20 protein-coding genes and 1 pseudogene are annotated in these 23,723 nt (G+C 43.9%); 5 read left to right on the forward strand and 16 right to left on the reverse strand.

The window, feature by feature from the left end:
* The 3 genes and pseudogenes from L4B77_RS06860 to L4B77_RS06870 form a co-directional block, all read right to left on the reverse strand.
* On the reverse strand, window positions 1-2,797 hold a 2,797-nt coding region (locus tag L4B77_RS06860), incomplete at its 3' end, for a hypothetical protein (RefSeq protein ID WP_429749359.1).
* The gene (locus L4B77_RS06865) at window positions 2,794-4,269 is read right to left on the reverse strand and encodes a tyrosine-type recombinase/integrase (RefSeq protein WP_429749361.1); all 1,476 of its coding nucleotides are present in this window, start codon (window positions 4,267-4,269) and stop codon (window positions 2,794-2,796) included. The genes L4B77_RS06865 and L4B77_RS06860, both read right to left, overlap by 4 nt.
* Window positions 4,270-4,366: 97 nt before the next feature.
* Window positions 4,367-4,975: pseudogene (locus L4B77_RS06870) on the reverse strand (magnesium chelatase domain-containing protein); the annotation flags it as partial.
* 472 nt (window positions 4,976-5,447) lie between these two features.
* Here L4B77_RS06870 and ilvG point away from each other — a divergent pair.
* The 4 genes from ilvG to ilvA all read left to right on the forward strand — a co-directional run bounded on the left by ilvG (window position 5,448) and on the right by ilvA (window position 10,875).
* Window positions 5,448-7,094, forward strand: coding sequence for an acetolactate synthase 2 catalytic subunit (gene ilvG, locus L4B77_RS06875; RefSeq protein ID WP_429749363.1), 1,647 nt, complete (start codon window positions 5,448-5,450; stop codon window positions 7,092-7,094).
* A gap of 1 nt (window position 7,095) precedes the next feature.
* Window positions 7,096-7,380: an acetolactate synthase 2 small subunit gene (gene ilvM, locus L4B77_RS06880; protein ID WP_017073841.1), complete on the forward strand. Its 285-nt coding sequence runs from the start codon at window positions 7,096-7,098 to the stop codon at window positions 7,378-7,380.
* Between the two features lie 105 nt (window positions 7,381-7,485).
* Window positions 7,486-9,327: a dihydroxy-acid dehydratase gene (gene ilvD, locus L4B77_RS06885; protein ID WP_261838469.1), complete on the forward strand. Its 1,842-nt coding sequence runs from the start codon at window positions 7,486-7,488 to the stop codon at window positions 9,325-9,327.
* A gap of 3 nt (window positions 9,328-9,330) precedes the next feature.
* A complete protein-coding gene (gene ilvA, locus L4B77_RS06890; protein WP_261838470.1) occupies window positions 9,331-10,875 on the forward strand; it encodes a threonine ammonia-lyase, biosynthetic in 1,545 nt (514 codons plus the stop codon).
* A 98-nt stretch (window positions 10,876-10,973) separates the two neighbouring features.
* Here the strand turns inward: ilvA and punR are convergent, their stop codons facing one another.
* Window positions 10,974-11,888: a DNA-binding transcriptional activator PunR gene (punR, locus tag L4B77_RS06895; RefSeq protein WP_429749366.1), complete on the reverse strand. Its 915-nt coding sequence runs from the start codon at window positions 11,886-11,888 to the stop codon at window positions 10,974-10,976.
* A 163-nt stretch (window positions 11,889-12,051) separates the two neighbouring features.
* Between punR and punC the strand changes: the two genes are divergently transcribed.
* On the forward strand, window positions 12,052-13,263 hold the full coding sequence (gene punC / locus L4B77_RS06900; protein WP_261838472.1) for a purine nucleoside transporter PunC: 1,212 nt from the start codon (window positions 12,052-12,054) through the stop codon (window positions 13,261-13,263).
* A gap of 111 nt (window positions 13,264-13,374) precedes the next feature.
* On the opposite strand, the gene glmU is transcribed toward punC, so the two are convergent.
* From glmU to L4B77_RS06960, 12 genes are all read right to left on the reverse strand, one after another.
* Window positions 13,375-14,736, reverse strand: a complete 1,362-nt coding sequence (gene glmU / locus L4B77_RS06905; RefSeq protein WP_261838473.1) for a bifunctional UDP-N-acetylglucosamine diphosphorylase/glucosamine-1-phosphate N-acetyltransferase GlmU — start codon at window positions 14,734-14,736, stop codon at window positions 13,375-13,377.
* 182 nt (window positions 14,737-14,918) lie between these two features.
* Complete coding sequence (locus L4B77_RS06910; RefSeq protein ID WP_429749369.1) at window positions 14,919-15,341, reverse strand: F0F1 ATP synthase subunit epsilon; 423 nt, start codon at window positions 15,339-15,341, stop codon at window positions 14,919-14,921.
* A gap of 18 nt (window positions 15,342-15,359) precedes the next feature.
* Window positions 15,360-16,763 carry a F0F1 ATP synthase subunit beta gene (gene atpD, locus L4B77_RS06915; protein WP_429749371.1) on the reverse strand — a complete coding sequence of 468 codons (1,404 nt, stop codon included), beginning with the start codon at window positions 16,761-16,763 and terminating at the stop codon, window positions 15,360-15,362.
* A gap of 34 nt (window positions 16,764-16,797) precedes the next feature.
* Entirely contained in the window at window positions 16,798-17,664 is an 867-nt protein-coding gene (gene atpG / locus L4B77_RS06920) for a F0F1 ATP synthase subunit gamma (RefSeq protein ID WP_429749373.1), read from the reverse strand.
* Between the two features lie 48 nt (window positions 17,665-17,712).
* Complete coding sequence (gene atpA / locus L4B77_RS06925; RefSeq protein WP_261838477.1) at window positions 17,713-19,254, reverse strand: F0F1 ATP synthase subunit alpha; 1,542 nt, start codon at window positions 19,252-19,254, stop codon at window positions 17,713-17,715.
* Window positions 19,255-19,267: 13 nt separating this feature from the next.
* Window positions 19,268-19,801, reverse strand: coding sequence for a F0F1 ATP synthase subunit delta (gene atpH / locus L4B77_RS06930; protein ID WP_261838478.1), 534 nt, complete (start codon window positions 19,799-19,801; stop codon window positions 19,268-19,270).
* 15 nt (window positions 19,802-19,816) lie between these two features.
* Window positions 19,817-20,287, reverse strand: coding sequence for a F0F1 ATP synthase subunit B (gene atpF, locus L4B77_RS06935; protein WP_261838479.1), 471 nt, complete (start codon window positions 20,285-20,287; stop codon window positions 19,817-19,819).
* Between the two features lie 61 nt (window positions 20,288-20,348).
* Complete coding sequence (gene atpE, locus L4B77_RS06940; protein WP_004411110.1) at window positions 20,349-20,606, reverse strand: F0F1 ATP synthase subunit C; 258 nt, start codon at window positions 20,604-20,606, stop codon at window positions 20,349-20,351.
* Between the two features lie 49 nt (window positions 20,607-20,655).
* Window positions 20,656-21,453 (reverse strand): F0F1 ATP synthase subunit A, encoded by a 798-nt coding sequence (gene atpB / locus L4B77_RS06945; protein WP_261838480.1) that lies wholly within the window; start codon window positions 21,451-21,453, stop codon window positions 20,656-20,658.
* A gap of 8 nt (window positions 21,454-21,461) precedes the next feature.
* Entirely contained in the window at window positions 21,462-21,851 is a 390-nt protein-coding gene (locus L4B77_RS06950; protein ID WP_429749381.1) for a F0F1 ATP synthase subunit I, read from the reverse strand.
* A gap of 189 nt (window positions 21,852-22,040) precedes the next feature.
* Window positions 22,041-22,922: a ParB/RepB/Spo0J family partition protein gene (locus L4B77_RS06955; protein WP_261838482.1), complete on the reverse strand. Its 882-nt coding sequence runs from the start codon at window positions 22,920-22,922 to the stop codon at window positions 22,041-22,043.
* Window positions 22,923-22,945: 23 nt separating this feature from the next.
* On the reverse strand, window positions 22,946-23,719 hold the full coding sequence (locus L4B77_RS06960; RefSeq protein WP_261838483.1) for a ParA family protein: 774 nt from the start codon (window positions 23,717-23,719) through the stop codon (window positions 22,946-22,948).
* Window positions 23,720-23,723: the final 4 nt, after the last annotated feature.

Below are 23,723 nucleotides of genomic sequence, written 5' to 3' on the forward strand. Positions count from 1 at the left end.
GAAAATCGCCGCAATACTTATTGTCTTTATCAACAATTTTAGCATTTAATTTATTATATCGTTTCACTTCATCGCTATCTGGTTCTGATGAGCAAACCCCTGCTGGCGTTTCTTGAGCATTATCAAGTTCATTAATATCATCGATAGCATTTAACTCWTGGCTTATTTCTTTCCCTGAGAAATAGTTAGCCATTATATCGATCCCCCTTGAAAGTGTTTCCTCACCCTCAGATTTTGATATCGCTTTGTAGCTTTTCAGGAAAGTTTGAAAGTTATGAGCAGCCAAATTCTCATACTCTCTCACACTCTTGGCTATATTTTTGTAAATAAAATTGACACCACCTTTCCTAACTTTTCTTGGGTTATAATGTATCTCGCACCCCAAATCTGATATTAATTTAGGTATCCTTCTTAAATTACCGGCGTCTATCCTTTTTGCACCATTTACTTCACACGGCTCTATAAATAAATGATTTTCGAGATTGTGTTTTTTTCTGAATTCAGAAGTTAGGTTATCTCTGACAAATAGAATATCTCTTACAACCGATCTTAAGTCTCGGTCTGCAACTGAATTGCTATCAAAATCATATTGACTTGGCTTATATGAGCGCCTATTTTTAATCAAAACCAAGTCATAGTTTTCTTGATTAGTTATAGGGTTAACTCTTTTGGTTAATCTATCTAGTGATAAGTCCAATAATGGCTGTTGATTCCAACCTGTCTTTATTTGTATCTTTGCATAATAGAAATATATTTTATCACGTAAAGATGTATTTTTACATCTTAGTGCTTTCTCTATATAGAAAGCCAACTCTCTAACTTCTTCCACTGTATAGTGTTTATCGCTATTACCAGAAATCTTTTTAATTTTCTCATCTTTAGCGGTTGATATAACATACACATCAGGAATCTCTCCAGCAAACTCACCAATAATACTCCTAAATGAATTTCTATAGTGCATAATTGTTGTAGAATTTTCGCTCTTATCTTTTACAAGAGATTGAAATATCTCTAAGCAAGTAACGCCTATATTGTATTTTCTATCAACAAAGGCTAATAATCCATTATCTTTTATTGCCTCTAATTGTTTGCTGGATAACCTTGGCAAAACTTTTTTTAAACCAGCTATAAAATTCTGAAGTTTTGAGTGATAGGTTATTTCAGACATATCAATCTGGTCTAGATTTCGCATATATTCTTCATGTTTTACCTTGAAGTCATGGAAAGCCTTTTCTGATAAATCCCCTAAGACATCTAGACTCATAGGTTTAATTTCATCATTTCTTGATATGCCGCTAAAATATAGCGTATATGGAGAGTCTTTTATAACAAAGACTTCTTTATTGAAGTGATGCTTTAGTATTGATAATCCAAGACGATATAGTGACTTTGCTCCAATTAATCTGGCGCGGTCATTGATCCTATCATTGATATCTTCTTTATCTAAATAATTAAGACCTAATCTGCATAACTCATTAAACTCATTAAACTCATTATCAGATAGTATCTCTTTTAGCAGTGGAAGGCCGATAGAATCAAAGTCTGAAAAGTAATGCATGACAGTGGTTCTACTTACTCCCTTAAATTCATGTTCTGTAGCTATATCAGCTAATTCATTGAATATTACCTTTGAGTGCTTGTAGGTATTCTTTAAAAATACCTCTCCTCCTTGTAACTTTATTGGCACTCTATAATTTGGGTAATCAATACCTAGCTGAGCCAAGACTTCAATCATAGATTTATGGTTAAAATGATCTACATTTCTCTTTAAATCTTCTGACAAATCTATGTTTTCATTGAATATCGACAGATTTATATCAGTGAATATTTCTTTATACTTATCACTACTTTTTATGTATTCAATTGCTTCTAATGCACCAATTATACTCAACCTGACAGTGCCTTCTTTAACATCATTACTTAGTTTCTTAACTTTCCAATCAACAAGTGCATCGAAGAACTCAATCGACACATGGTAAGCACTGTATAACACTGGGGTATCAACCCCTTCATGTTTAGTTGTTGTAATTAAATCAGCCTGTTTATAAACACCATTAGAGTAATTTATTAAGTTAGTTAGTTGTTTTATTAGTAGCGAAGCTGATTTTTCGTCACTTGCATTGTATATGGTATACTCAAGATCGATCCAATCCACCTTATTGATTATAAGTGGAAGCAAACCTTTTTCTTTTAACTTCTTGATTTGCTGATTATTCAAAAGAGGTAAGATGTCAAAAAAACCTTTGATAGAGCCAGCAAGCGTTACTGATAATCCACCATGTTTGTAAACAGAGGAAGTTAAGTTTCTTAGATCTTGAAAAAGCTTTGTACCAAAAAGTCCATGATTAAAAATGAGATCACTGTGTAATTGAAGTCGGTACTCATTACCTACCAGGGTCTCTGTAGTAACTATTTTAGATGTTGCATAAATACCATGAGAGTAATTTATGGTATTTGCTAAAGCCTTTCTTAATCCTACTGCTTTTTTGGGGTTAGAAGCATGAGCAGCATGAATAAGATATTCTAACTCAACCCATGCCTCTGTTTCTTCTAACAAGAAGCTTACGCCAGAACCTCTCAATACCTTAAGGTTTTCATCGGGTAAACAGTCCAAGAGTTCAAAGAAATAATTTATTGTTTGGCGCTTTGTGTCCCTTGATGCTCCCGCAGGTAGAGGAGTTATGATTATGCTATCTAATTGCTTCAGTAGCCTAGAATCTTGCAAATGATGCCTTTCAATGATGGATCCATTCTTCTCGTGAAACTTTTTAACCATGTTTGCTTCACTTATTGTCATCCCTGTTCCTCACTTCCTAGCTCTCTTACTGAAGCTTCCACTTCTTTACTTAGCTCCTGTTTTTCCTGAGTTAAACGTTCTTCAACATCCTTGTAAATTTCACTAACCCACAGGTCTAATTTCTCATCATATGTAATGCCTCTAGCCACATTAACGTAATGCTGTAATGTAGTGTCCCAGCTATTGTGACCTAGCAGCTCCATAACCTTCCATTTGATGAAACCTAATGGCATCCCCATAGCGAACATAGCTTTAATTAGCCTTGTAGCATATGTGGCTCTAGAGCCATGAAAGTGCGGCTCATCAAGGATTAAGTTGCCTTTTTTTCTGAGTTCTGGTCTCGATTTGGAAACAATATTAATAACAGAGCGCTCAGAGATTCTGACCCCACGTTGGTTTATAAATAATGGCTTGCCGTGTGTTTTTTCGTAGGCTAATGCATCGGAGTGCTCAGGAAGGCTTTCTAAGTAGGATTTGTACTTAGGCATGTGCTTGAGTCGTTTTGCAGAATTCTTATGGGCAAAAAGGCGTGACATCAGTTTCTTGGGGACTAATACGGTTCTTCGCTTGTCATTTTTGCCAATTATCTCAACATCGAATACTGATTTATCAGAGAGTTCAGGATCGACAATTTGTTCATCAGGTAAGCGGGTTATTTCTTTAGCTCTGAGACCCACCTGAAAACCTAAATCAGCCCAGAGGCGTCTTGTCTCATACTGCATGTATTGAGTTCCGAAAAAAGCCGTCATTTCAGCTAGTGACCAAGGCTGATTGTCTCGTTTCACCTTATCCGATTTGTGTTTCTTCGGTACTCTTAGGTCAGTTGTTTGTACTTGGAGTGGTTTCTTATATGCAGAAATAACAGCATCAGGAGCAAAGAGAAAATCCAACTCATCATCGTCTTTATCCTTGCCCTTGGATACTGAAACGTACTTGTAATCAAAAGGGATCTTGTCAATTCGACCAGTCTTATACATCCATTCGTAAAACTGTTTAACGTGCAAGAGTAAAAGGTTCCCAGTGCTGAACTCTATCTCTCTAGATTTCACTCTATCAATGACATGGCTTTTAAATCGGTATGGCGGCAGCCATAGTTTCTGGTCAGCAGAGAAAGTGTTTAGTAGGCCATCGTAAATATCTAAGCTCTCTTCTTCGCAGAAAGTAAGGTATGCTTTGAGTGAAGCTGCTATCTTATCAAGTGTGACCACCTGAACTGTCTCACCATCGTTATCTCTATTCTTGTCCTCTATATCCTTGTAATTAACACGACCTGTGTATTTCTGCTGTAAGAACAAGTTAGCATCAAGGCATTCACTCATCATAGAAGTGCTATGCAACACGGGAAACTTAAGTACCACTTCTGGTGCCTGATATTTGATAACTCTTAAATGTTCACCATTCAGTTCTTCTGTCTCTCCATTGAAAGAACCTAATGCACCTACTTCTAATTCGATAGCCTTCTTAAGAATCATATGGATGACCACAGTTAAGTAACACTAACTAAAAAGTAACACTTTCCACATTGCTTTCCAGGTGACACCTCTATAAATGTGATCGAGGTGACGGTGATGCTCGCTTACCTTGTTGCTGACCAATAATATCTTGTAGATCGCGATTGTTTGACCCATCAACCGGATGGTACTCGGTTCGATATAAGCCCAGTTGAGCCTGACCACACAGGTCCGCACAAACCTCCAGCAACGTTTGTGCGGATTTGTGATCACCTCTTCCAACCAACGCAGCCTGATCACCATTATGATGAGGAACAACTAAGCAGCGTTCAACACTGTCGGCGGCTAACGTTGCTGGCAACACGCCCTTTACTGATCTCAACTCTCCTGACAACGCCAACTCTCCGATGAATTCATGCTGCGCTATTTTTGATGTGGGTAATTGTTCCGATGCCACCAATATACCCAGCGCAATTGGCAAATCAAAACGACCACCTTCCTTGGGCAAATCAGCAGGAGCAAGATTGACGGTGATTCTCTTCGATGGAAACTCAAAGCGAGAATTGATAATGGCGCTTCTCACTCGATCTTTAGACTCCTTAACCGTTGTTTCAGGTAGACCCACCAGTGTAAAGCCAGGCATTCCGTTACTTATATGCACCTCAACAGTCACTTCTGGCGCCTCTACACCCACACTAGCTCGACTGTGAATTATCGCGAGTCCCATAATTTTCCTTTGTCTTTGATTTAAAAGTATTCACTCTGGATATTCATGCTTCACCAAAGCGATAAGGTTGTTATATAGCGTGATGGAATGGTATTTTAATGTGAAAAAAGAATGACATTTTCCTTGTCATGCGGCAGATTTGTGTGATAACACTAGAGATGTAGACATTTACTGAAGACAATAAACGAGAAAACTCGAATTTTATGATTTTTAACGCTCGCATTTACGCACTGATTAACCTGATTATCGTAGTCATTATTGGGACGGCGCGGGGGCGAGTGGGAAAAAAGTAACCACGAATTAGAAAAAACCCCCGCACTGAAAAGTCCGGGGGTTTTTTCTAATTTAATGATTCGATTTTTATAATTTTGATTATTTTCGGCTTTGCCGATTTACAGGAAGAATGGGAGCACAAGATGTGCAGAGACAATGGAAACAATGACCAAAATAAAGGTAATACGGAGGAATTACGATGAAAGGCGCAGAACTTGTCGTATCCGCACTCAAGCAACAAGGCATTGAGACCATTTTTGGTTACCCTGGTGGTGCCATCATGCCCATCTACGATGCTCTCTATGATGGGGGTGTCGAACACATCCTATGTCGCCACGAGCAAGGCGCTGCAATGGCCGCCATCGGCATGGCTCGAGCAACACAAGAGGTCGCGGTTTGCATGGCCACCTCAGGACCAGGGGCAACCAACTTAGTCACAGGTCTTGCTGATGCCTTTATGGATTCCATCCCACTCGTTGCCATTACCGGTCAAGTCGCTAGCTCTCACATCGGCACGGATGCATTCCAAGAAATGGATGTGATTGGTATGTCTCTATCTTGTACTAAGCACAGCTACCTAGTGACTGACATTGAAGACCTTGCGCCAACACTCGCAGAAGCGTTTGTGGTAGCAAAATCTGGTCGGCCTGGTCCGGTTATCGTCGATATCGCTAAAGATGTTCAACTAGCAGAAGCACCCGTTAACACTCTTCCTGAATTTACGCCACCCGCCATACCTGTTGCAGCCACTGATGCCATTGAACAGGCACAATACTTTTTGTCTCAAGCGACCCGCCCGGTTTTATACGTTGGGGGGGGCGTTCAACTTGCTAAAGCCACCGATGCAGTTCGTGAGTTTTTACGCCTTAACCCCATGCCAGCAGTAAGCACACTCAAAGGCTTAGGTACGATCGAACGTGACGACCCACACTACCTTGGCATGCTGGGTATGCACGGCACTAAAGCCGCTAACCTTGTGGTTCAAGAGAGTGACCTATTGATTGTTGTTGGTGCTCGTTTTGATGACCGAGTAACAGGCAAACTCGATACCTTCGCGCCGCATGCTAAGGTTATCCATATTGATATCGATGCCGCCGAGTTCAGTAAACTTCGCCTTGCCGATGCACCAATTCGCGGCGACATTAACAAGGTTATGCCTCAGTTAGAACTGACTCAAGATATCTCCTCTTGGGTTCACCACTCTGAAGGCCTTCGTCGCTCATTCAAATGGCGTTACGACCACCCTGGCGATTTGATCTTTGCTCCACTGCTGTTGAAGCAACTGTCAGATATGATGCCAGCAAGCTCTATTGTTTCAACCGATGTCGGCCAACACCAAATGTGGGCCGCTCAACACATTCAGCCACGCGATCCACAGAACTTCATCACCTCTGCCGGTTTAGGCACCATGGGCTTTGGCTTACCCGCAGCAATGGGCGCCTCGGTTGGCCGTCCAGATGACCAATCAATTCTTATCTCTGGTGACGGCTCGTTCATGATGAACGTGCAAGAACTTGGCACGTTGAAGCGTCGCCAAATCCCAGTGAAAATGGTACTGCTTAATAACTCTCGCTTGGGTATGGTTCGTCAATGGCAATCGCTGTTCTTTGACGGTCGCCACAGTGAAACCATCCTGGATGACAACCCTGACTTCGTGATGCTCGCGAAAGCATTCGATATCCCAGGAAAAACCATCACTCGTAAAGAGGAAGTCGAGCCAGCACTGAAAGAGATGCTAGAGAGCAAAACCGCTTACCTCCTTCATGTCCTGATCGATGAAGAAGAAAATGTATGGCCACTAGTACCGCCAGGTGCTTCAAACAGTGAGATGTTGGAGAACACATAACATGAAAAGATACCTATTAGACATCAAAGCCGATGATAAGCCAGTACTACTAGAGCGTGTTCTTCGTGTTATCCGTCACCGTGGCTTCATTGTCAAACAAGTAGCTGGTACTCAAAACCAAGAGAGTAAAGTGGCAAGTGTTGAGATCATTGTCGACAGTGACCGCCCGATATCTTTCTTGGTGAATCAAATCGAAAAATTATGGGATGTACGTACCGTTGACGTTATCTCTATCAGTCGTAATGAGCTACCAAACAACAACCTACAACAAAAGATCAATGCTTGAGGAACCACTGAAGATCAGTGGGGCTGGTTAGACGACGTTTACTCAGAAAACCATCGACCTATGAATCAGTAAGCAATAGCCAAATATTTTATAAGGAATTAAGTAATGCCTATCTATCGTTCAGCAACGACTACCCACGGACGCAACATGGCTGGTGCGCGCGCTTTATGGCGTGCAACTGGCGTCAAAGATGATGACTTCGGTAAGCCAATCATCGCCGTTGTAAACTCTTTCACTCAATTCGTACCAGGCCACGTGCACCTAAAAGATATGGGGCAACTGGTTGCAGGTGAAATCGAGAAAGCGGGCGGCATCGCTAAAGAATTCAACACCATTGCTGTCGATGACGGTATCGCTATGGGTCACGGCGGCATGTTGTACTCACTGCCATCACGTGAGCTTATTGCAGACTCAGTTGAGTACATGGTCAATGCGCACTGTGCTGATGCGATGGTATGTATCTCTAACTGTGACAAAATCACCCCAGGGATGATGATGGCAGCAATGCGCCTTAACATCCCGGTGATCTTTGTATCTGGCGGTCCAATGGAAGCGGGTAAAACCAAGCTTTCAGATCAAATCATCAAACTCGACCTGGTTGACGCGATGGTTCAGGGTGCCGATCCAACCATTTCTGATGAGCAAAGTGAACAGGTAGAGCGTTCTGCTTGTCCGACTTGTGGCTCATGTTCAGGCATGTTCACAGCTAACTCAATGAACTGTTTAACAGAAGCGCTTGGCCTATCTCAGCCAGGTAACGGTTCTATGTTGGCAACGCACGCAGACCGTAAAGAACTATTCATCAATGCCGGTAAACGTATCGTTGAGTTGACTAAGCGCTACTACGAGCAAGATGATGAATCAGCACTGCCACGCAACATCGCTAATCGCGCAGCATTTGATAATGCCATGGCGCTTGATATTGCGATGGGGGGTTCAAGTAACACCGTTCTTCACCTTTTAGCTGCCGCTCAAGAAGGCGACATTGATTTTGATATGAGTGATATCGATGCAATGTCTCGTCGTGTTCCTCACCTATGTAAAGTGGCACCGTCAACACCGAAATACCACATGGAAGACGTTCACCGCGCGGGTGGGGTTATGGCAATCCTAGGGGAACTTGACCGTGCGGGACTGATCAATAACCAAACTCGTACTGTGCTTGGTCTAAGCATGCAAGAGCAGCTCGCTCAATACGACATCATGCAGACAGAAGACGAAGCGGTACTCAAGTTCTTCCGCGCGGGACCTGCAGGCATCCGCACCACCAAAGCTTTCTCACAAGATTGTCGTTGGGATCGCCTGGATGACGACCGCGTCGATGGTTGTATTCGTGCCAAAGAGCACGCATTCAGCCCTGAAGGTGGCCTCGCGGTACTTTCCGGGAACATCGCCGTTGATGGTTGTATCGTTAAGACCGCTGGCGTTGATGAAGAAAACCTAAAATTCCAAGGCCCTGCGATCGTATTCGAAAGCCAAGATAGTGCCGTTGACGGCATCTTGGGTGGAAAAGTCAAAGCCGGTGAAGTGGTTGTTATTCGTTACGAAGGTCCGAAAGGTGGCCCGGGCATGCAAGAGATGCTTTACCCAACCACTTACCTAAAATCGATGGGCTTAGGCAAGTCTTGTGCTTTGCTAACAGACGGTCGTTTCTCTGGTGGTACTTCGGGTCTATCGATTGGTCACGCCTCTCCAGAAGCAGCAAGCGGCGGCGTCATTGCCCTTGTAAATACTGGCGATATTATCACTATTGATATACCTAACCGTTCAATCACACTTGATGTGCCAGAAGCAGAGTTAGCAGCGCGTCGTGTTAAGCAAGACGCACTTGGTTGGAAACCAGAAAACCGTCAACGTGAAGTCTCTTTCGCACTGAAAGCTTACGCAAGCATGGCGACCAGTGCCGATAAAGGCGCGGTACGTGATAAGTCGAAACTAGAGGGCTAATCGATGAGTGATGACACTTCCAGTACCCAGAAACAAACTGGCGCAGATTATCTGCGCCAGATCCTGAGAGCACCGGTTTATGAAGCGGCAATTGTGACTCCTCTTCAGGATATGCCACGCTTAAGCGCTCGTATCGGCAATCGGGTTCAGCTAAAACGCGAAGACCGTCAACCAGTACATTCGTTCAAGTTGCGTGGTGCCTATAACATGGTATCAAACCTCACTGAGCAGCAAAAAGCCGCCGGTGTGATTGCCGCATCGGCAGGGAACCACGCTCAAGGTATGGCGCTATCAGGCTCTAAATTGGGGATTCAAACCACCATTGTGATGCCAAAAACCACTCCGGATATTAAGGTCGATGCAGTACGCGGATTCGGTGGTCATGTGGTTCTGCACGGCAGCAACTTTGATGAAGCTAAAGATGAAGCCGAACGCCTCGCTTCTGAACATGGCTACACCTTTGTCCCTCCTTTCGATCACCCATTGGTGATTGCTGGACAAGGCACAATGGGGATGGAGATGCTGCAGCAAAACGGTCACATGGATTATATCTTTGTCCCCGTCGGTGGTGGTGGCTTAGCCGCTGGTGTTGCTGTGTTAATAAAACAGCTGATGCCAGAAATTAAAGTGATTGCGGTTGAGCCTGAAGACTCTTCTTGCTTAAAGGCGGCACTCGATGCGGGTGAGCCAGTGATACTGGATCAAGTCAGTATGTTTGCTGATGGTGTTGCGGTTAAACGCATTGGTGAAGAAACCTTCCGCCTTTGCCAACAGTACATTGACGGCCACGTTGCGGTTTCGAGCGATGAAATCTGCTCTGCGGTGAAAGACATCTTTGAAGACACTCGTGCAATTGCCGAGCCTTCAGGTGCACTTGCTCTGGCTGGTTTAAAAAAGTTTGCCGAACAAAACCAACTGCAAGATAAGCAACTGGCAACAGTACTGTCAGGTGCCAATACGAACTTTCACGGTCTACGCTATGTGTCTGAACGTTGCGAGTTAGGTGAGAAACGAGAAGGTCTACTTGCGGTGACGATTCCAGAACGTCAAGGCGCATTCTTAGAGTTCTGTAACTTGATTGGCGGCCGAGCCGTGACTGAGTTTAACTACCGCCACAATGACGAAAGCTTAGCGAATATCTTCGTTGGTGTTCGTCTACAGGGTGGCCAAGAAGAACTTGAGCATATCATCAACGATCTACGCGAAGGAGGCTATCCGGTTGTCGATCTTTCTGATGATGAGATGGCAAAACTGCACATTCGCTACATGATTGGTGGTAAACCATCAAAACCATTGAAAGAACGCTTATACAGTTTTGAGTTTCCAGAATACCCAGGTGCATTGATTAAGTTCCTTAGCACCTTAGGAACTCACTGGAACATTAGCCTGTTCAACTACCGTAATCATGGTGCCGATTACGGTCGTGTATTGTGTGGTTTTGAGCTTGGCGATGATGATTTGGCTCAGTTTTCAACTCACTTAAGAGAACTGGGGTATCAGTGCAAAGATGAAACCGATAACCCTTCTTACAAGTTCTTCTTGTCTTAAGAGTGAGTTATCAAACTCAAAAGAGCGAGTGTTTACTCGCTCTTTTTATTTGTGCGCTTTCAGATAAAACCTCATACGATCCGATTTAAATGAGATCATTAAAGTGCTTTGCGATGATCCAGCCAATCTTGATAAAGCTGCTCACTCGATCCTAAATATTTAACCATCCAATCGATCAATTTATGATTGTCGTCTTTACGCCACACTAAGCAGCAATGACTCTGTGGGCTTGGTTCGGGGAGTACTTTCTCTACCAACAAACCTTGTTCGATGATAGGTGCTGCAATGTGCCTTGGCATATAACCCACCCCAACACCACTCTTAAGACATTCTATAGCGCTATACCAGTTGGGTAACAACAGGCGCCTTTGATTAGAATAATGGCCCGTATGCCGCTTAGGGAGTACGCTAGAAGTATCATCCAAACATATTGCTAGGTACTGACTCACAACGGCTTCATTGAGGTTTTGCTCTCGCACACAAGGGTGACCAGGCGACATCACAAACGCCCAGTCTAACCGTCCCATATCTTTAACCTCAAAGTCGCCACCGACTGGAATTGCCGAGGTAGCACCAATCACGATATCAGCCCGCCCCTGTGCAATGGCCTCCCAAGAACCGTTAAATACCTCCATGTTGATCTGAAGCTCGGCAAACTCAAAGGTTTGATAGAACGCTTCAATCATTGGCTTCATCTGGTCGAGCTTAACCACATTATCGAGCGTTAAACGTAAGGTTCTTTTCCAACCACGTGCAGCCCGTCGAGTCTGGGCACTGACCTCTTCCATCTGTCTCAGTAATGCACGTGCCTCTTCAATGAACAACTCACCGGCAGGCGTCAACTCAACCTTTCTCGGTAAGCGCCTGAACAGTAAAACATCCAGCTCTTGCTCAACTTGCCTAACGCCATAGCTGATCGCTGAAGGTACTTTGTGCAATTGTTCTGCGGCAGCAGTAAAGCTGCCCAATCGAGCGACAGTATCGAGCATTTCTAATGAGGATTTAGAGAACATAAGCCTTCAAATTTTTTGATTGATAACCACATATTTTAGCGTTTTATTTTACCATCACTGAAAAATAGAATGTCAGCATAGATAAGAAGGGATATAAGCCCCTTAATTATCAAACAATTTTTTTGATGATAAAACATCACCACCTTCAGTTTAATGGCATCTTATGAATATATCTAAATTTCAATTGATCTACCTTGCGGTACTTTCCATGCTTGGTTTTATTGCGACTGATATGTACCTTCCAGCATTTAAGGCAATGGAAGTCGATTTCGCAACGGGCCCAGAGCAAATCGCACTGTCTCTCACCGTATTCCTGGGCGGTATGGCCATTGGTCAGCTTCTGTGGGGTCTAGCGAGTGACAAATTTGGTCACCGCAATACGCTTGCGGTTGGTCTTGTTATCTTTACTGCCGCTTCATTCGGTTTGGCATTCAGCACCGAGGTTTGGCATTTGCTGACCCTGCGCTTCATTCAAGCAATCGGAGTGTGTGCTCCTGCGGTCATTTGGCAAGCGATGGTTATCAAGCGTTACTCTCAAGGCAGTAGCCAGCAAATTTTTGCAACCATCATGCCTCTTGTTGCGTTATCTCCAGCATTAGCACCTCAACTGGGGGTGTTACTCGCGAACAACTTCGGTTGGCACAGTATCTTTGTCACATTGACGCTAATGGGCGCATTACTGATCGCAACGACAATGGCTCAACCAAAAGAGACGCCAGAAGTAAAACAAACGTCGATCAAAACTGACATTAAAATGCTACTTCAATCCAAGCCATACCTAGGCAATGTGTTGATGTTTGCATCGGCATCGGCAGCATTCTTCGCTTACCTCACGGGTATGCCGGAAATCATGGCTCAATTGGGTTATGAAGCAAAAGACATTGGCCTTAGCTTTATCCCACAAACGATTGCATTTATGGCAGGGGGTTACTTCGGTAAGCAAGCCGTCAAAAAGTATGGTGATGGCATCGTATTACGAAACTTGATAGGTCTGTTTAGTGTTGCTGCGTTACTGATTTTCATCGCATCACAATGGGCGCTGACATCCATTTGGCCTCTACTCGCACCGTTCTGTCTGATTGCAGTCGCAAACGGCGCACTTTACCCAATTGTAGTAAACCGTGCACTATCAAGCGCAAAACAGAGCCCAGCTACGGCTGCCGGACTACAGAACAGCCTGCAAATAAGTGTTAGTAGCCTCTCAAGCGCACTCGTAGCCGCAATGGCGAGCCAAGCATTGAGCGCAACGGGTATCGCTGTGGTGATTTGTTTAGGTACTTTATGGATTGGCTATATCATGTCGAACAAAGAACTGTCTGATCACTTTGTTGCGCCAGATAATTCACGCGTAGTAGCCGATGAGAAACAAGATTAATTTCTTGTGCAATAAAAACCAAAAAAGAGCGACTTGACTCGCTCTTTTTTAGAAGAAAAAACCAGTCGCTGTGCGACTGGTTTTAATTAAAATCATCGTTTTATTTCGAGGCTACTTTTTCTTAGTCGGACGCTGCCAGTTGGCAATTTTACGTTCTTTTGCTCGGCTAATAACCAGTTCATTCTCAGAAACATCACGTGTCACCGTTGAACCCGCTCCGACAGTTGCACCATTACCAATCGTGACAGGCGCAATCAGCTGACTGTCTGAACCAACAAATACGTCATCGCCAATGATGGTTTTAAACTTGTTCACACCATCGTAGTTGCATGTGATAGCACCGGCCCCCACATTTACGCGCTGGCCAATTTCAGCATCACCAAGATACGTTAAATGGTTGGCTTTAGAGCCCTCACCAAGGCGAGTATTCTTCACTTCAACAAAATTACCCACGTGTGAATTGTTACGCATATCTGCTCCCGGGCGCAGACGGGTAAATGGCCCAACGGTACAATCTTCACCGACCGTTGCGCCTTCAATTACGCTGTATGGACGAACGACAGTGTTATCATCAATCTCACAATCTTTCAGTACACAACCCGTGCCGATAAACACGTTATCACCAATGCTGACACTGCCCTCGATAATAACATTGGTATCAATCTCTACATCCATACCACACTGAAGTTCACCACGGAGGTCAAAACGGCTTGGGTCACGTAACATGACACCTTGCTTCAATAACTTATCAGCCTGATCAGCTTGGTAAGCACGCTCTAGACGAGCCAATTGAGAGCGATCGTTCACGCCTTCCACTTCAATTGGGCTTACTGGATGCACAGCTTCAACCGCACGACCTTCGTCATGAGCCGCAGCGATAACGTCAGTCAGGTAGTATTCCCCTTGCGCGTTGTCATTGCTTAGGCCTGATAACCAGCGCTTCAGATCGCCACCAGTCGCCACCATCACACCCGTGTTGATCTCTTTGATAAGCTTCTGCTCATCGGTTGCATCTTTCTGCTCAACGATCGCAACCACCGGCCCATTACGACGAATGATACGACCGTAGCCCATTGGGTTGTCTAACACGACGGTAAGCAGAGCGATGCCACCGTTTGGCTGAGCGTCTAATAGGTTTTCAATGGTTTCTGGAGAGATAAGAGGTACATCACCGTATAATACGAGTACCTTTTCATCATCAGCGAAATGCGCAGAGGCTTGATCAACCGCATGTCCAGTACCCAACTGTTCAGCTTGCAGTGCCCAGTTTACAGACTCTTCAGCTAACACCGCTTTCATCTGATCACCACCGTGGCCGTAGACCAAGTGAATGTTCTGTGCACCTAAACCGTTGCAGGTATCGATAACGTGTTTCACCATCGGCTTACCAGCCAGCGTATGCAGCACCTTTGGTGTGTTTGAATACATGCGAGTGCCTTTGCCCGCTGCGAGAATCACTGCACTAAACTTCATTGTTAACCTATCCAACGTTATTTTTATTAAGCCGATATTGTAACCGTTTTTGGTCAATAAATTAAATATCAATCACTCCCAATCATTCCTGAAACATAACACTGAACAATATCGATATACAAAAATGCAAAAAGGCGACCTTTAGGTCGCCTTTATCTCATAGCCAATAATCTTACAAAAGATTAACGGCGTCGCTTCGTCAGTTCGATGACTCGTAACTGAGCAATGGCTTTAGCCAATTCACCAGCCGCTTGTGCGAAGTCCATGTCGCCATGCTGATTTTGGATATTCTCCACAGCCTTGCGTTTAGCTTCTTCCGCCTTTGCTGCGTCTAGCTCTTCACCACGGATAGCCGTATCAGCCAGTACAGTTGCAGTACCAGGTTGAACTTCTACCATACCACCAGAAACATAAATAATTTCTTCGTAGCCGTGCTGCTTAACAATACGCACCATACCAGGCTTGATAGCGGTCAACAGCGGAGTATGTCCATGGAAAATACCAAGCTCACCTTCGCTACCGGTCACCTGAAACGTCTCAACAAGGCCAGAGAAGATTTGTTTCTCAGCACTTACAACGTCTAGGTGAAAGGTTATTGTTGCCATATCGCCTCCTAGTTAGCCTTATAGCTTCTTAGCATTCTCAATAGCTTCGTCAATTGCACCACAGTACATAAACGCTTGCTCTGGAATATCATCGTATTCACCCGATAGAAGACCTTGGAAGCCACGTAGAGTCTCTTTAAGAGGTACGTAAACACCTGGGTCACCTGTAAATACTTCCGCTACGTGGTAAGGCTGAGTTAGGAACTTCTCAATCTTACGAGCACGAGATACGACTTGCTTATCTTCTTCAGATAGCTCATCCATACCTAGGATTGCAATGATATCTTTCAGCTCTTTGTAGCGCTGAAGAGTCGACTGAACACCACGAGCAACGTCGTAATGTTCTTGTCCAACTACCAATGGATCCAGTTGACGTGAAGTAGAATCTAACGGGTCGATCGCTGGGTATAGACCCATGGCTGCGATGTTGCGGTTAAGTACAACCGTTGCATCCAAGTGAGCGAACGTTGTTGCTGGAGACGGGTCAGTCAAATCATCCGCAGGTACGTATACCGCCTGTACAGACGTGATAGAACCGGATTTTGTTGACGTGATACGCTCTTGTAGCACACCCATCTCTTCAGCCAGTGTTGGTTGGTAACCTACCGCAGAAGGCATACGACCTAGCAGTGCTGAAACTTCAGTACCAGCGAGTGTGTAACGATAGATGTTATCAACAAACAGTAGAACGTCACGACCTTCGTCACGGAAACGCTCTGCCATTGTTAGCCCCGTCAGTGCAACACGTAAACGGTTACCTGGTGGCTCGTTCATCTGACCGTAAACCATTGCTACTTTTGATTCTTCAGGGTTTTCGATGTTTACAACACCCGCTTCCTGCATTTCAAAGTAGAAATCGTTACCTTCACGAGTACGCTCACCTACACCTGCAAATACAGATAGGCCAGAGTGTTTCAGTGCGATGTTGTTGATAAGCTCCATCATGTTAACGGTCTTACCGACACCTGCACCACCGAATAAACCAATTTTACCACCCTTAGCGAATGGACAAATCAAGTCGATTACTTTAACACCCGTTTCTAGAAGAGTGGTCTCGTTAGACTGCTCTTCGTAACTCGGAGCTTCACGGTGAATAGCATAATGCTCTTCAGCACCAATTTCACCGCACTCATCAATCGCGTCACCTAGGACATTCATGATACGACCCAATGTCTTAATACCCACTGGTACTGAGATTGGAGCGCCAGTATTTTCAACTGTCAAACCACGACGTAAACCATCAGAGCTACCCATTACGATTGCGCGAACTACGCCACCGCCAAGTTGTTGCTGAACTTCAAGAACGAGACGTTCTTTTACTTCATTAACATTCAGAGCATCGTATACACGAGGTACTTCGCCCTGTGGGAACTCTACGTCGACTACCGCACCGATGATCTGTACGATCTTACCTGTAGCCATCGTTAATCCTCTAACTATTTAGTTTTACCTAAGCTTAAACTGCAGCTGCGCCTGAAACGATCTCAGAAAGTTCTTGTGTAATCGCCGATTGACGGGCTTTGTTATACACAAGTTCTAAGTCATCAATAATGTCACCAGCGTTATCTGTTGCTGATTTCATCGCAATCATTCGAGCGGCTTGCTCACAAGCAAGATTCTCGACCACACCTTGGTACACTTGAGATTCGACGTAACGAACCAGTAGTGCATCGAGCAGTGGTTTTGGCTCGGGCTCATAAATGTAGTCCCAATAATGACTGCGTTGCATTTCTTCGCTATCTGATTTAGGCAAAGGAAGTAATTGATCGATCGTTGGTTCTTGAACCATAGTGTTTTCAAACTTGTTGAACACTACGAACAGGCGATCCAATTCACCTTCATCATATTTCTTTAGCATTACGCTTACAGAGCCAATCAAGTCTTCAAGGCTTGGACGATCGCCCAGACCAGAAACTTGAGCTGCTACTTTCGCGCCGCTGTTATTGAAAAATGCTGTTGCTTTAGAACCGACAATTGCAAGCTCTATATCAGCACCTTTCTCAGACCAACCTTTCATGTCGTTCATGGCTTTCTTAAACAAGTTAATGTTCAAACCACCACAAAGACCACGGTCTGTAGAAATAATGATGTAACCAACACGTTTGGCTTCACGTTCCTCAAGATAAGGATGCTTATACTCAAGGCTACCGTTCGCCAAATGACCGATCACTTTACGCATTGTTTCTGCATATGGACGAGTCGCTTCCATTGCGTCTTGAGAACGACGCATTTTTGAAGCTGCTACCATTTCCATCGCTTTCGTAATTTTCTGTGTGCTTTTAACACTACCGATTTTATTACGTATCTCTTTTGCGCCGGCCATCGTTACTCTCCGTTAACGGTATGAGGTGGCCCTAAGACCACCTACCAATTACCAGGTCTGGGTTGCCTTGAAATCATCAACCAGCTTCTGCAGCTCAGCTTCGATTTCTTTATTGAACGCACCCGTAGTGTCGATCTGTGTGACTAGATCGGCATATTGACCATGAGCAAACGACAGTAAAGCAGCTTCAAAGTCTAGAACTTTTGAAAGTTCAACGTCTTGAAGGTAGCCTCGCTCTGCAGCGAAGATGACTAGAGCTTGGTCAAATACAGACATAGGAGCATATTGTTTCTGCTTCATCAGTTCTGTCACTTTTTGACCATGATCGAGTTGCTTCTTAGTCGCTTCATCAAGATCCGATGAGAACTGTGCAAAAGCAGCAAGTTCACGGTATTGAGCTAGAGCAGTACGGATACCGCCAGATAGCTTCTTGATGATTTTAGTCTGCGCCGAACCACCTACACGAGAAACTGAAATACCAGGGTCAACAGCAGGGCGAACACCCGCGTTAAATAGCTCAGTTTGTAGGAAGATCTGACCATCAGTAATCGAGATTACGTTGGTTGGTACGAATGCAGATACGTCACCCGCTTGCGTTTCGATGATAGGAAGAGCAGTTAAAGAACCGGTCTTACCTGTCACTTCACCATTAGTGAATCTCTCTACGTAAACTTCACTTACGCGAGCAGCACGCTCAAGCAAACGAGAGTGAAGGTAGAAAACATCACCAGGGAATGCTTCACGGCCAGGTGGACGTTTCAGTAGTAGTGATATTTGACGGTAAGCAACCGCTTGCTTAGATAGATCATCATAAACAATCAGTGCATCTTCACCGCGATCACGGAAATATTCACCCATCGCACAACCAGAATACGGCGCAAGATATTGCAGCGCTGCAGATTCAGAAGCCGATGCAACAACAACAACCGTGTTAGCCAGTGCACCGTGCTCTTCTAGTTTGCGAACTACGTTGGCAATAGTCGACGCTTTTTGGCCGATCGCTACGTAGATAGAGAAAATACCTGAATCTTTTTGGTTAATAATCGCATCGATCGCCATCGCTGTTTTACCAGTCTGGCGGTCACCGATGATAAGCTCACGTTGACCACGACCGATAGGGATCATTGAGTCAACAGACTTGTAACCAGTTTGAACAGGTTGATCTACCGATTTACGGTCGATTACACCCGGTGCGATAATTTCTACAGGCGAAGTCAGTTTCGCTTCGATAGGCCCTTTACCATCAATTGGCTCACCTAGCGTGTTTACAACACGACCAAGCATTTCTGGACCCACTGGTACTTCAAGAATACGACCAGTACCTGTAACTTTCATGCCTTCCTGTAGGTCAGCATATGGGCCCATAACAACAGCACCAACCGAATCACGGTTCAAGTTAAGTGCGAGTGCGTAACGGCCACCCGGTAGTTCAATCATTTCACCTTGCATTACGTCCGCTAGGCCGTGAATGCTAAGGATGCCATCGCTTACCGAAACGATGGTACCTTCATTACGAGCTTCACTAACAACGTCGAAAGATTTAATGCGTTGTTTAATTAGATCGCTAATTTCAGTGGAATTAAGTTGCATGCTCCAATCCCCATTAAGACTGCAATGCATCGCTCAGGCGGTCTAAACGACTGCGCGCTGAGTTATCGATGACTAGGTCTCCGGCTCGAATAATAACTCCACTAAGTAGAGTCTCATCTATACTGCAATTCAGCTGAACTTTGCGCGCAAAGCGCAATTCCAATTTGCTGATGATATTTATGCGTTGTTCTTCTGAAAGTTCAACCGCTGAAATCACTTCAACGTCGATCTCTTTCTCATACTCTTTTTTAAGTATGAAGAACTCTTTACAAACATCAGGAAAGGCCATTAATCGACCGTTCACAGCCATCACTTTAATTAAGTTCTGACCGAATTCATCAAATTGTTCGCCACAAATGACAATGAATATTTCAGCTAATTTATCAGCGGTCATAGAACCACTTAATAAATGGTGAACATCATCATTTTGTGCCACTTCGGCAGCAAAAGTAAGCATTTGACCCCACTGGTCTAGCTCACCTTTATCTACCGCAAAGTCAAACGCTGCTTTAGCATAGGGGCGTGCGATTGTAGTCAAATTAGACATATTCAGCCCCTTGCTTTAAAGCTTTGCAGAAATATTATTAAGAAGATCATCGTGTACATCTTTATCGATTGTACGCTCAAGGATTTTCTCAGCACCAGCTATAGCCAGAGTTGCGACTTGTTTGCGCAGGTCATCACGGGCTCGTACGCGTTCAGCTTCAAGTTCAGCTTCCGCTTGCGCTAAGATCTTCTGGCGTTCTACCAGAGCCTCTTCGCGAGCTTCTTCAATAATTTGAGCCTTACGCTTATTCGCCTGATCAATAACCTCAGTTGCAGTGCGCTTTGCTTCTTTCATTTGCTCAGAAGCATTGGCTTGTGCCAGGTTTAAGTCTTTACTAGCGCGTTCAGCGGCTACAAGACCGTCAGCGATTTTCTTCTGACGCTCTTCAATTGCTTGCATAATTGGCGGCCATACATATTTCATGCAGAACCAAACAAAAAGAGAAAAAGCAATTGCTTGACCTAGCAGAGTTGCGTTCATATTCAAAACAGCTACCCCTCGTTAAGAATCAACTACAAAAATGTCATTAACTACTAAAATGAGTTAATTAGCCTGCTAGTTGACCAACAAATGGGTTAGCAAACGTGAATAGTAGTGCGATTACGATACCGATCATTGGAACAGCATCCAATAGACCAGCGATGATGAACATCTTAACTTGTAGCATTGGAGCCATTTCAGGTTGACGCGCAGCACCTTCTAGGAATTTACCACCAAGAATAGCAAAACCAATTGCTGTACCTACGGCACAAAGACCAACAATAATAGCAACAGCGATTGCTGAAAAGCTTAGTACAGTTTCCATTTACGTTCTCCGATTAACATTTATAGTTAGAATAAAGCTTAAAAATTTTTTAGTGATCACTATCTTCATGAGCCATTGATAAATAAACGATTGTCAACATCATGAAAACAAACGCTTGAATCAAAATAACTAAGATATGGAAGATAGCCCAAGGTAGTGCACCCACCCATTGTAAGTACCACGGCAGCATTGCCGCGATAAGAATAAACACCACTTCACCAGCAAACATATTGCCAAATAAACGCATACCTAAAGAGAGTGGTTTCGCTAATAACGAAATAACTTCAAGTACCAAGTTAAATGGAATCATGATTGGGTGATTAAATGGATGCAGTGCCAATTCTTTAGCAAATCCGCCGAGTCCCTTCACTTTGATGCTGTAATAAATCATCAGAGCAAAAACACCTAGAGCCATTGCCATTGTTATATTCACATCAGCTGTAGGAACCACTTTCAAGTAAGGGATACCTAGCCAATGTTCAGCTGGATACGGTAAGAAATCGATAGGCACTAAGTCCATCAAGTTCATGAGAATAATCCAGCAGAATATAGTCAGTGCTAGTGGGGCAATCAGAGGGTTGCGGCCATGGAAAGTTTCTTTAACGTTGTCACCAACGAATTCCACCACCATTTCAACAAAACACTGAAGCTTACCAGGTACACCTACTGTTGCTTTCTTAGCGACTGAGCGAAAAACCCAAAGGAATAACACCCCTGTCAACACCGAAAAAAACAGACTGTCTATATGTACGTTCCAGAAACTTGTCTCCTCTACAAGACCAAACTTAGCTAAAGAAAGGTTTTGTAAGTGATGCTCAATGTATCCGGATGCTGTTGGCGCAGCCATAACTCATCCTATTTTTTATTGTTAATGAAAAGCACTGGCGCAAAGATATTAATACCGAGTACCAGTAAATAGGTCAGTTTGAGGGGAATTAACTCCACCTGCATATACATGTAGACAATAGAGAATAGTAGAACTGTGATAAGGATTTTTAGTGCTTCACCTGTGTAGAACGATACCGCAACTAACTTAGTCGCACGAGCTCCGCAAAATAGGAAAGCACTCACACAAAACACTGCATTTGCAATGACAAAAATACCGCCACCGATTAACGCAGAAAAACCCCAATCAAAATTAACAGCTAAACCTAACCCTATCGCCACTAATATAACCGCGCTAAGCTCGAGCAATAACATCTGCTTTGCAAGCACTCGCCCTGGTCTTGCTAACGCTGTTATCATGTATTCGTTCCTCTTTTAAGCCCAATTAACTACTCGCTTAAAAGCGTTCTGAGAAGCTGTCAAAATTATACGTTCAGGCAAACTGATTTCAATAATACTGCAGCAATTGCTTACACTTTTGCTTACAAGCTTACAACTTTAAACGATATTACTGTTTCTAACATAATTGACCTAAATCAATTATGTCACTTAGCATTCTAATTTCGCAATAAGTTGCTCTAATTTGTGAGGTTCATCAAGAGTAATTACTACTTTTGACTTACCGCTAACAGAACGAGTAATTGAAACATTTGATTGCAATTTTTCTGAGAGTCTTTGGGAGAGTTTGATGGCTTCTGCGTCCTCCGGTTTTGATTCTGGTTCAACGTCCGGTTTTAAGCACTTTTTGACGAGTTGTTCGGTTTGACGCACGGTCATTTTTTTGCTTGCAGCCACATTTGCGACTTCAACTTGGGTATCTCCTTCAAGCGCAAGGAGTGCTCGTGCATGGCCCATTTCTAGCTGCTTTGATATCACCAAAACCTTGACAGGTTCTGCCAACTGGTTCAGGCGCAGTAAATTACTCACGGTTGCTCGTGATTTACCGATCACATCAGCGACCTTCTGGTGCGTGAGTTCAAATTCATTTTGTAAGCGCTCAAGCGCTTGCGCCTCTTCGATAACATTGAGGTCTTCACGCTGAATATTCTCAATCAATGCCATCGCTATCGCGGCTTTGTCTTCAACCTTTTTAATCAAGCACGGCACTTGCTTTAAGCCGGCTTGACGAGCCGCCCTCCAACGACGTTCTCCAGCGATAATCTCGAACTGATTCTGCGTTAATGGACGCACAACGATTGGCTGAATAATACCTTGAGATTGAATAGACGCCGCCAACTCTTCTAAAGCTTCAGGCGCCATATCCTTACGCGGTTGGTAGACACCAGGCTTTAAGCAGCCGACAGCAAGTTCAATGAGTTCACCATCAACCGATAACGACTGACTATGAGAGGCGACTTGTTGTTTTTCACGAGCCAACGAGCTAGTTGCAAGTAATGCATCTAACCCTTTTCCTAAACCACGCTTAGACATTGAGCGAATTCCTTTTGTTATACCTATACAGGGACTTCTTCACGACGTAACATTTCTCCAGCAAGAGCAAGATATGCTTTGGCACCTGCGGAGTATTTGTCGTAGTACATTGCTGGCTTACCATGACTCGGAGCTTCCGCCAGACGCACATTTCTAGGGATAACCGTTCGGTATACTTTACTCCCGAAGTGTTTTTTTAATTGATCCGATACTTCATTTGATAAACGGTTACGAGGATCGTACATCGTACGCAGAAGACCTTCGATCTTCAGATTATCGTTGACCACCGCTGCAAGTTTACTGATGGTATCCATCAATGCAGTTAAACCTTCCAGAGCAAAATATTCACATTGCATCGGAACCAATACTGAATCGGCCGCCGCCATCGCATTGATGGTAAGAAGGTTTAGCGAAGGTGGACAATCGATAAAGATAAAATCATAGCTATCACGAATTGGTGCCAACGCATTCTTAAGTCGAACTTCGCGGGCAAACACTTCCATTAGCTTAATTTCAGCGGCTGTAACATCACCGTTTGCGGCAATGAGATCGTAGTTACCGGATGTACTCCGGCAAACTACCTCATCAAATGGGGAATCTTCAACTAATAAATCGTAAGCAGTTGCTTCAACTTGATATTTGTCGACACCACTTGCCATAGTGGCGTTACCTTGTGGATCAAGGTCAACAACCAAAATCTTGCGTTTTGTTGCCGCCATCGATGCTGCTAAATTTATGCAAGTTGTTGTTTTTCCTACACCACCCTTTTGGTTGGCAATTGCTACTATTTTACCCACTGTG

The organism is Vibrio minamisatsumaniensis, from assembly GCF_050337445.1.
Lineage (GTDB): Bacteria > Pseudomonadota > Gammaproteobacteria > Enterobacterales > Vibrionaceae > Vibrio > Vibrio artabrorum.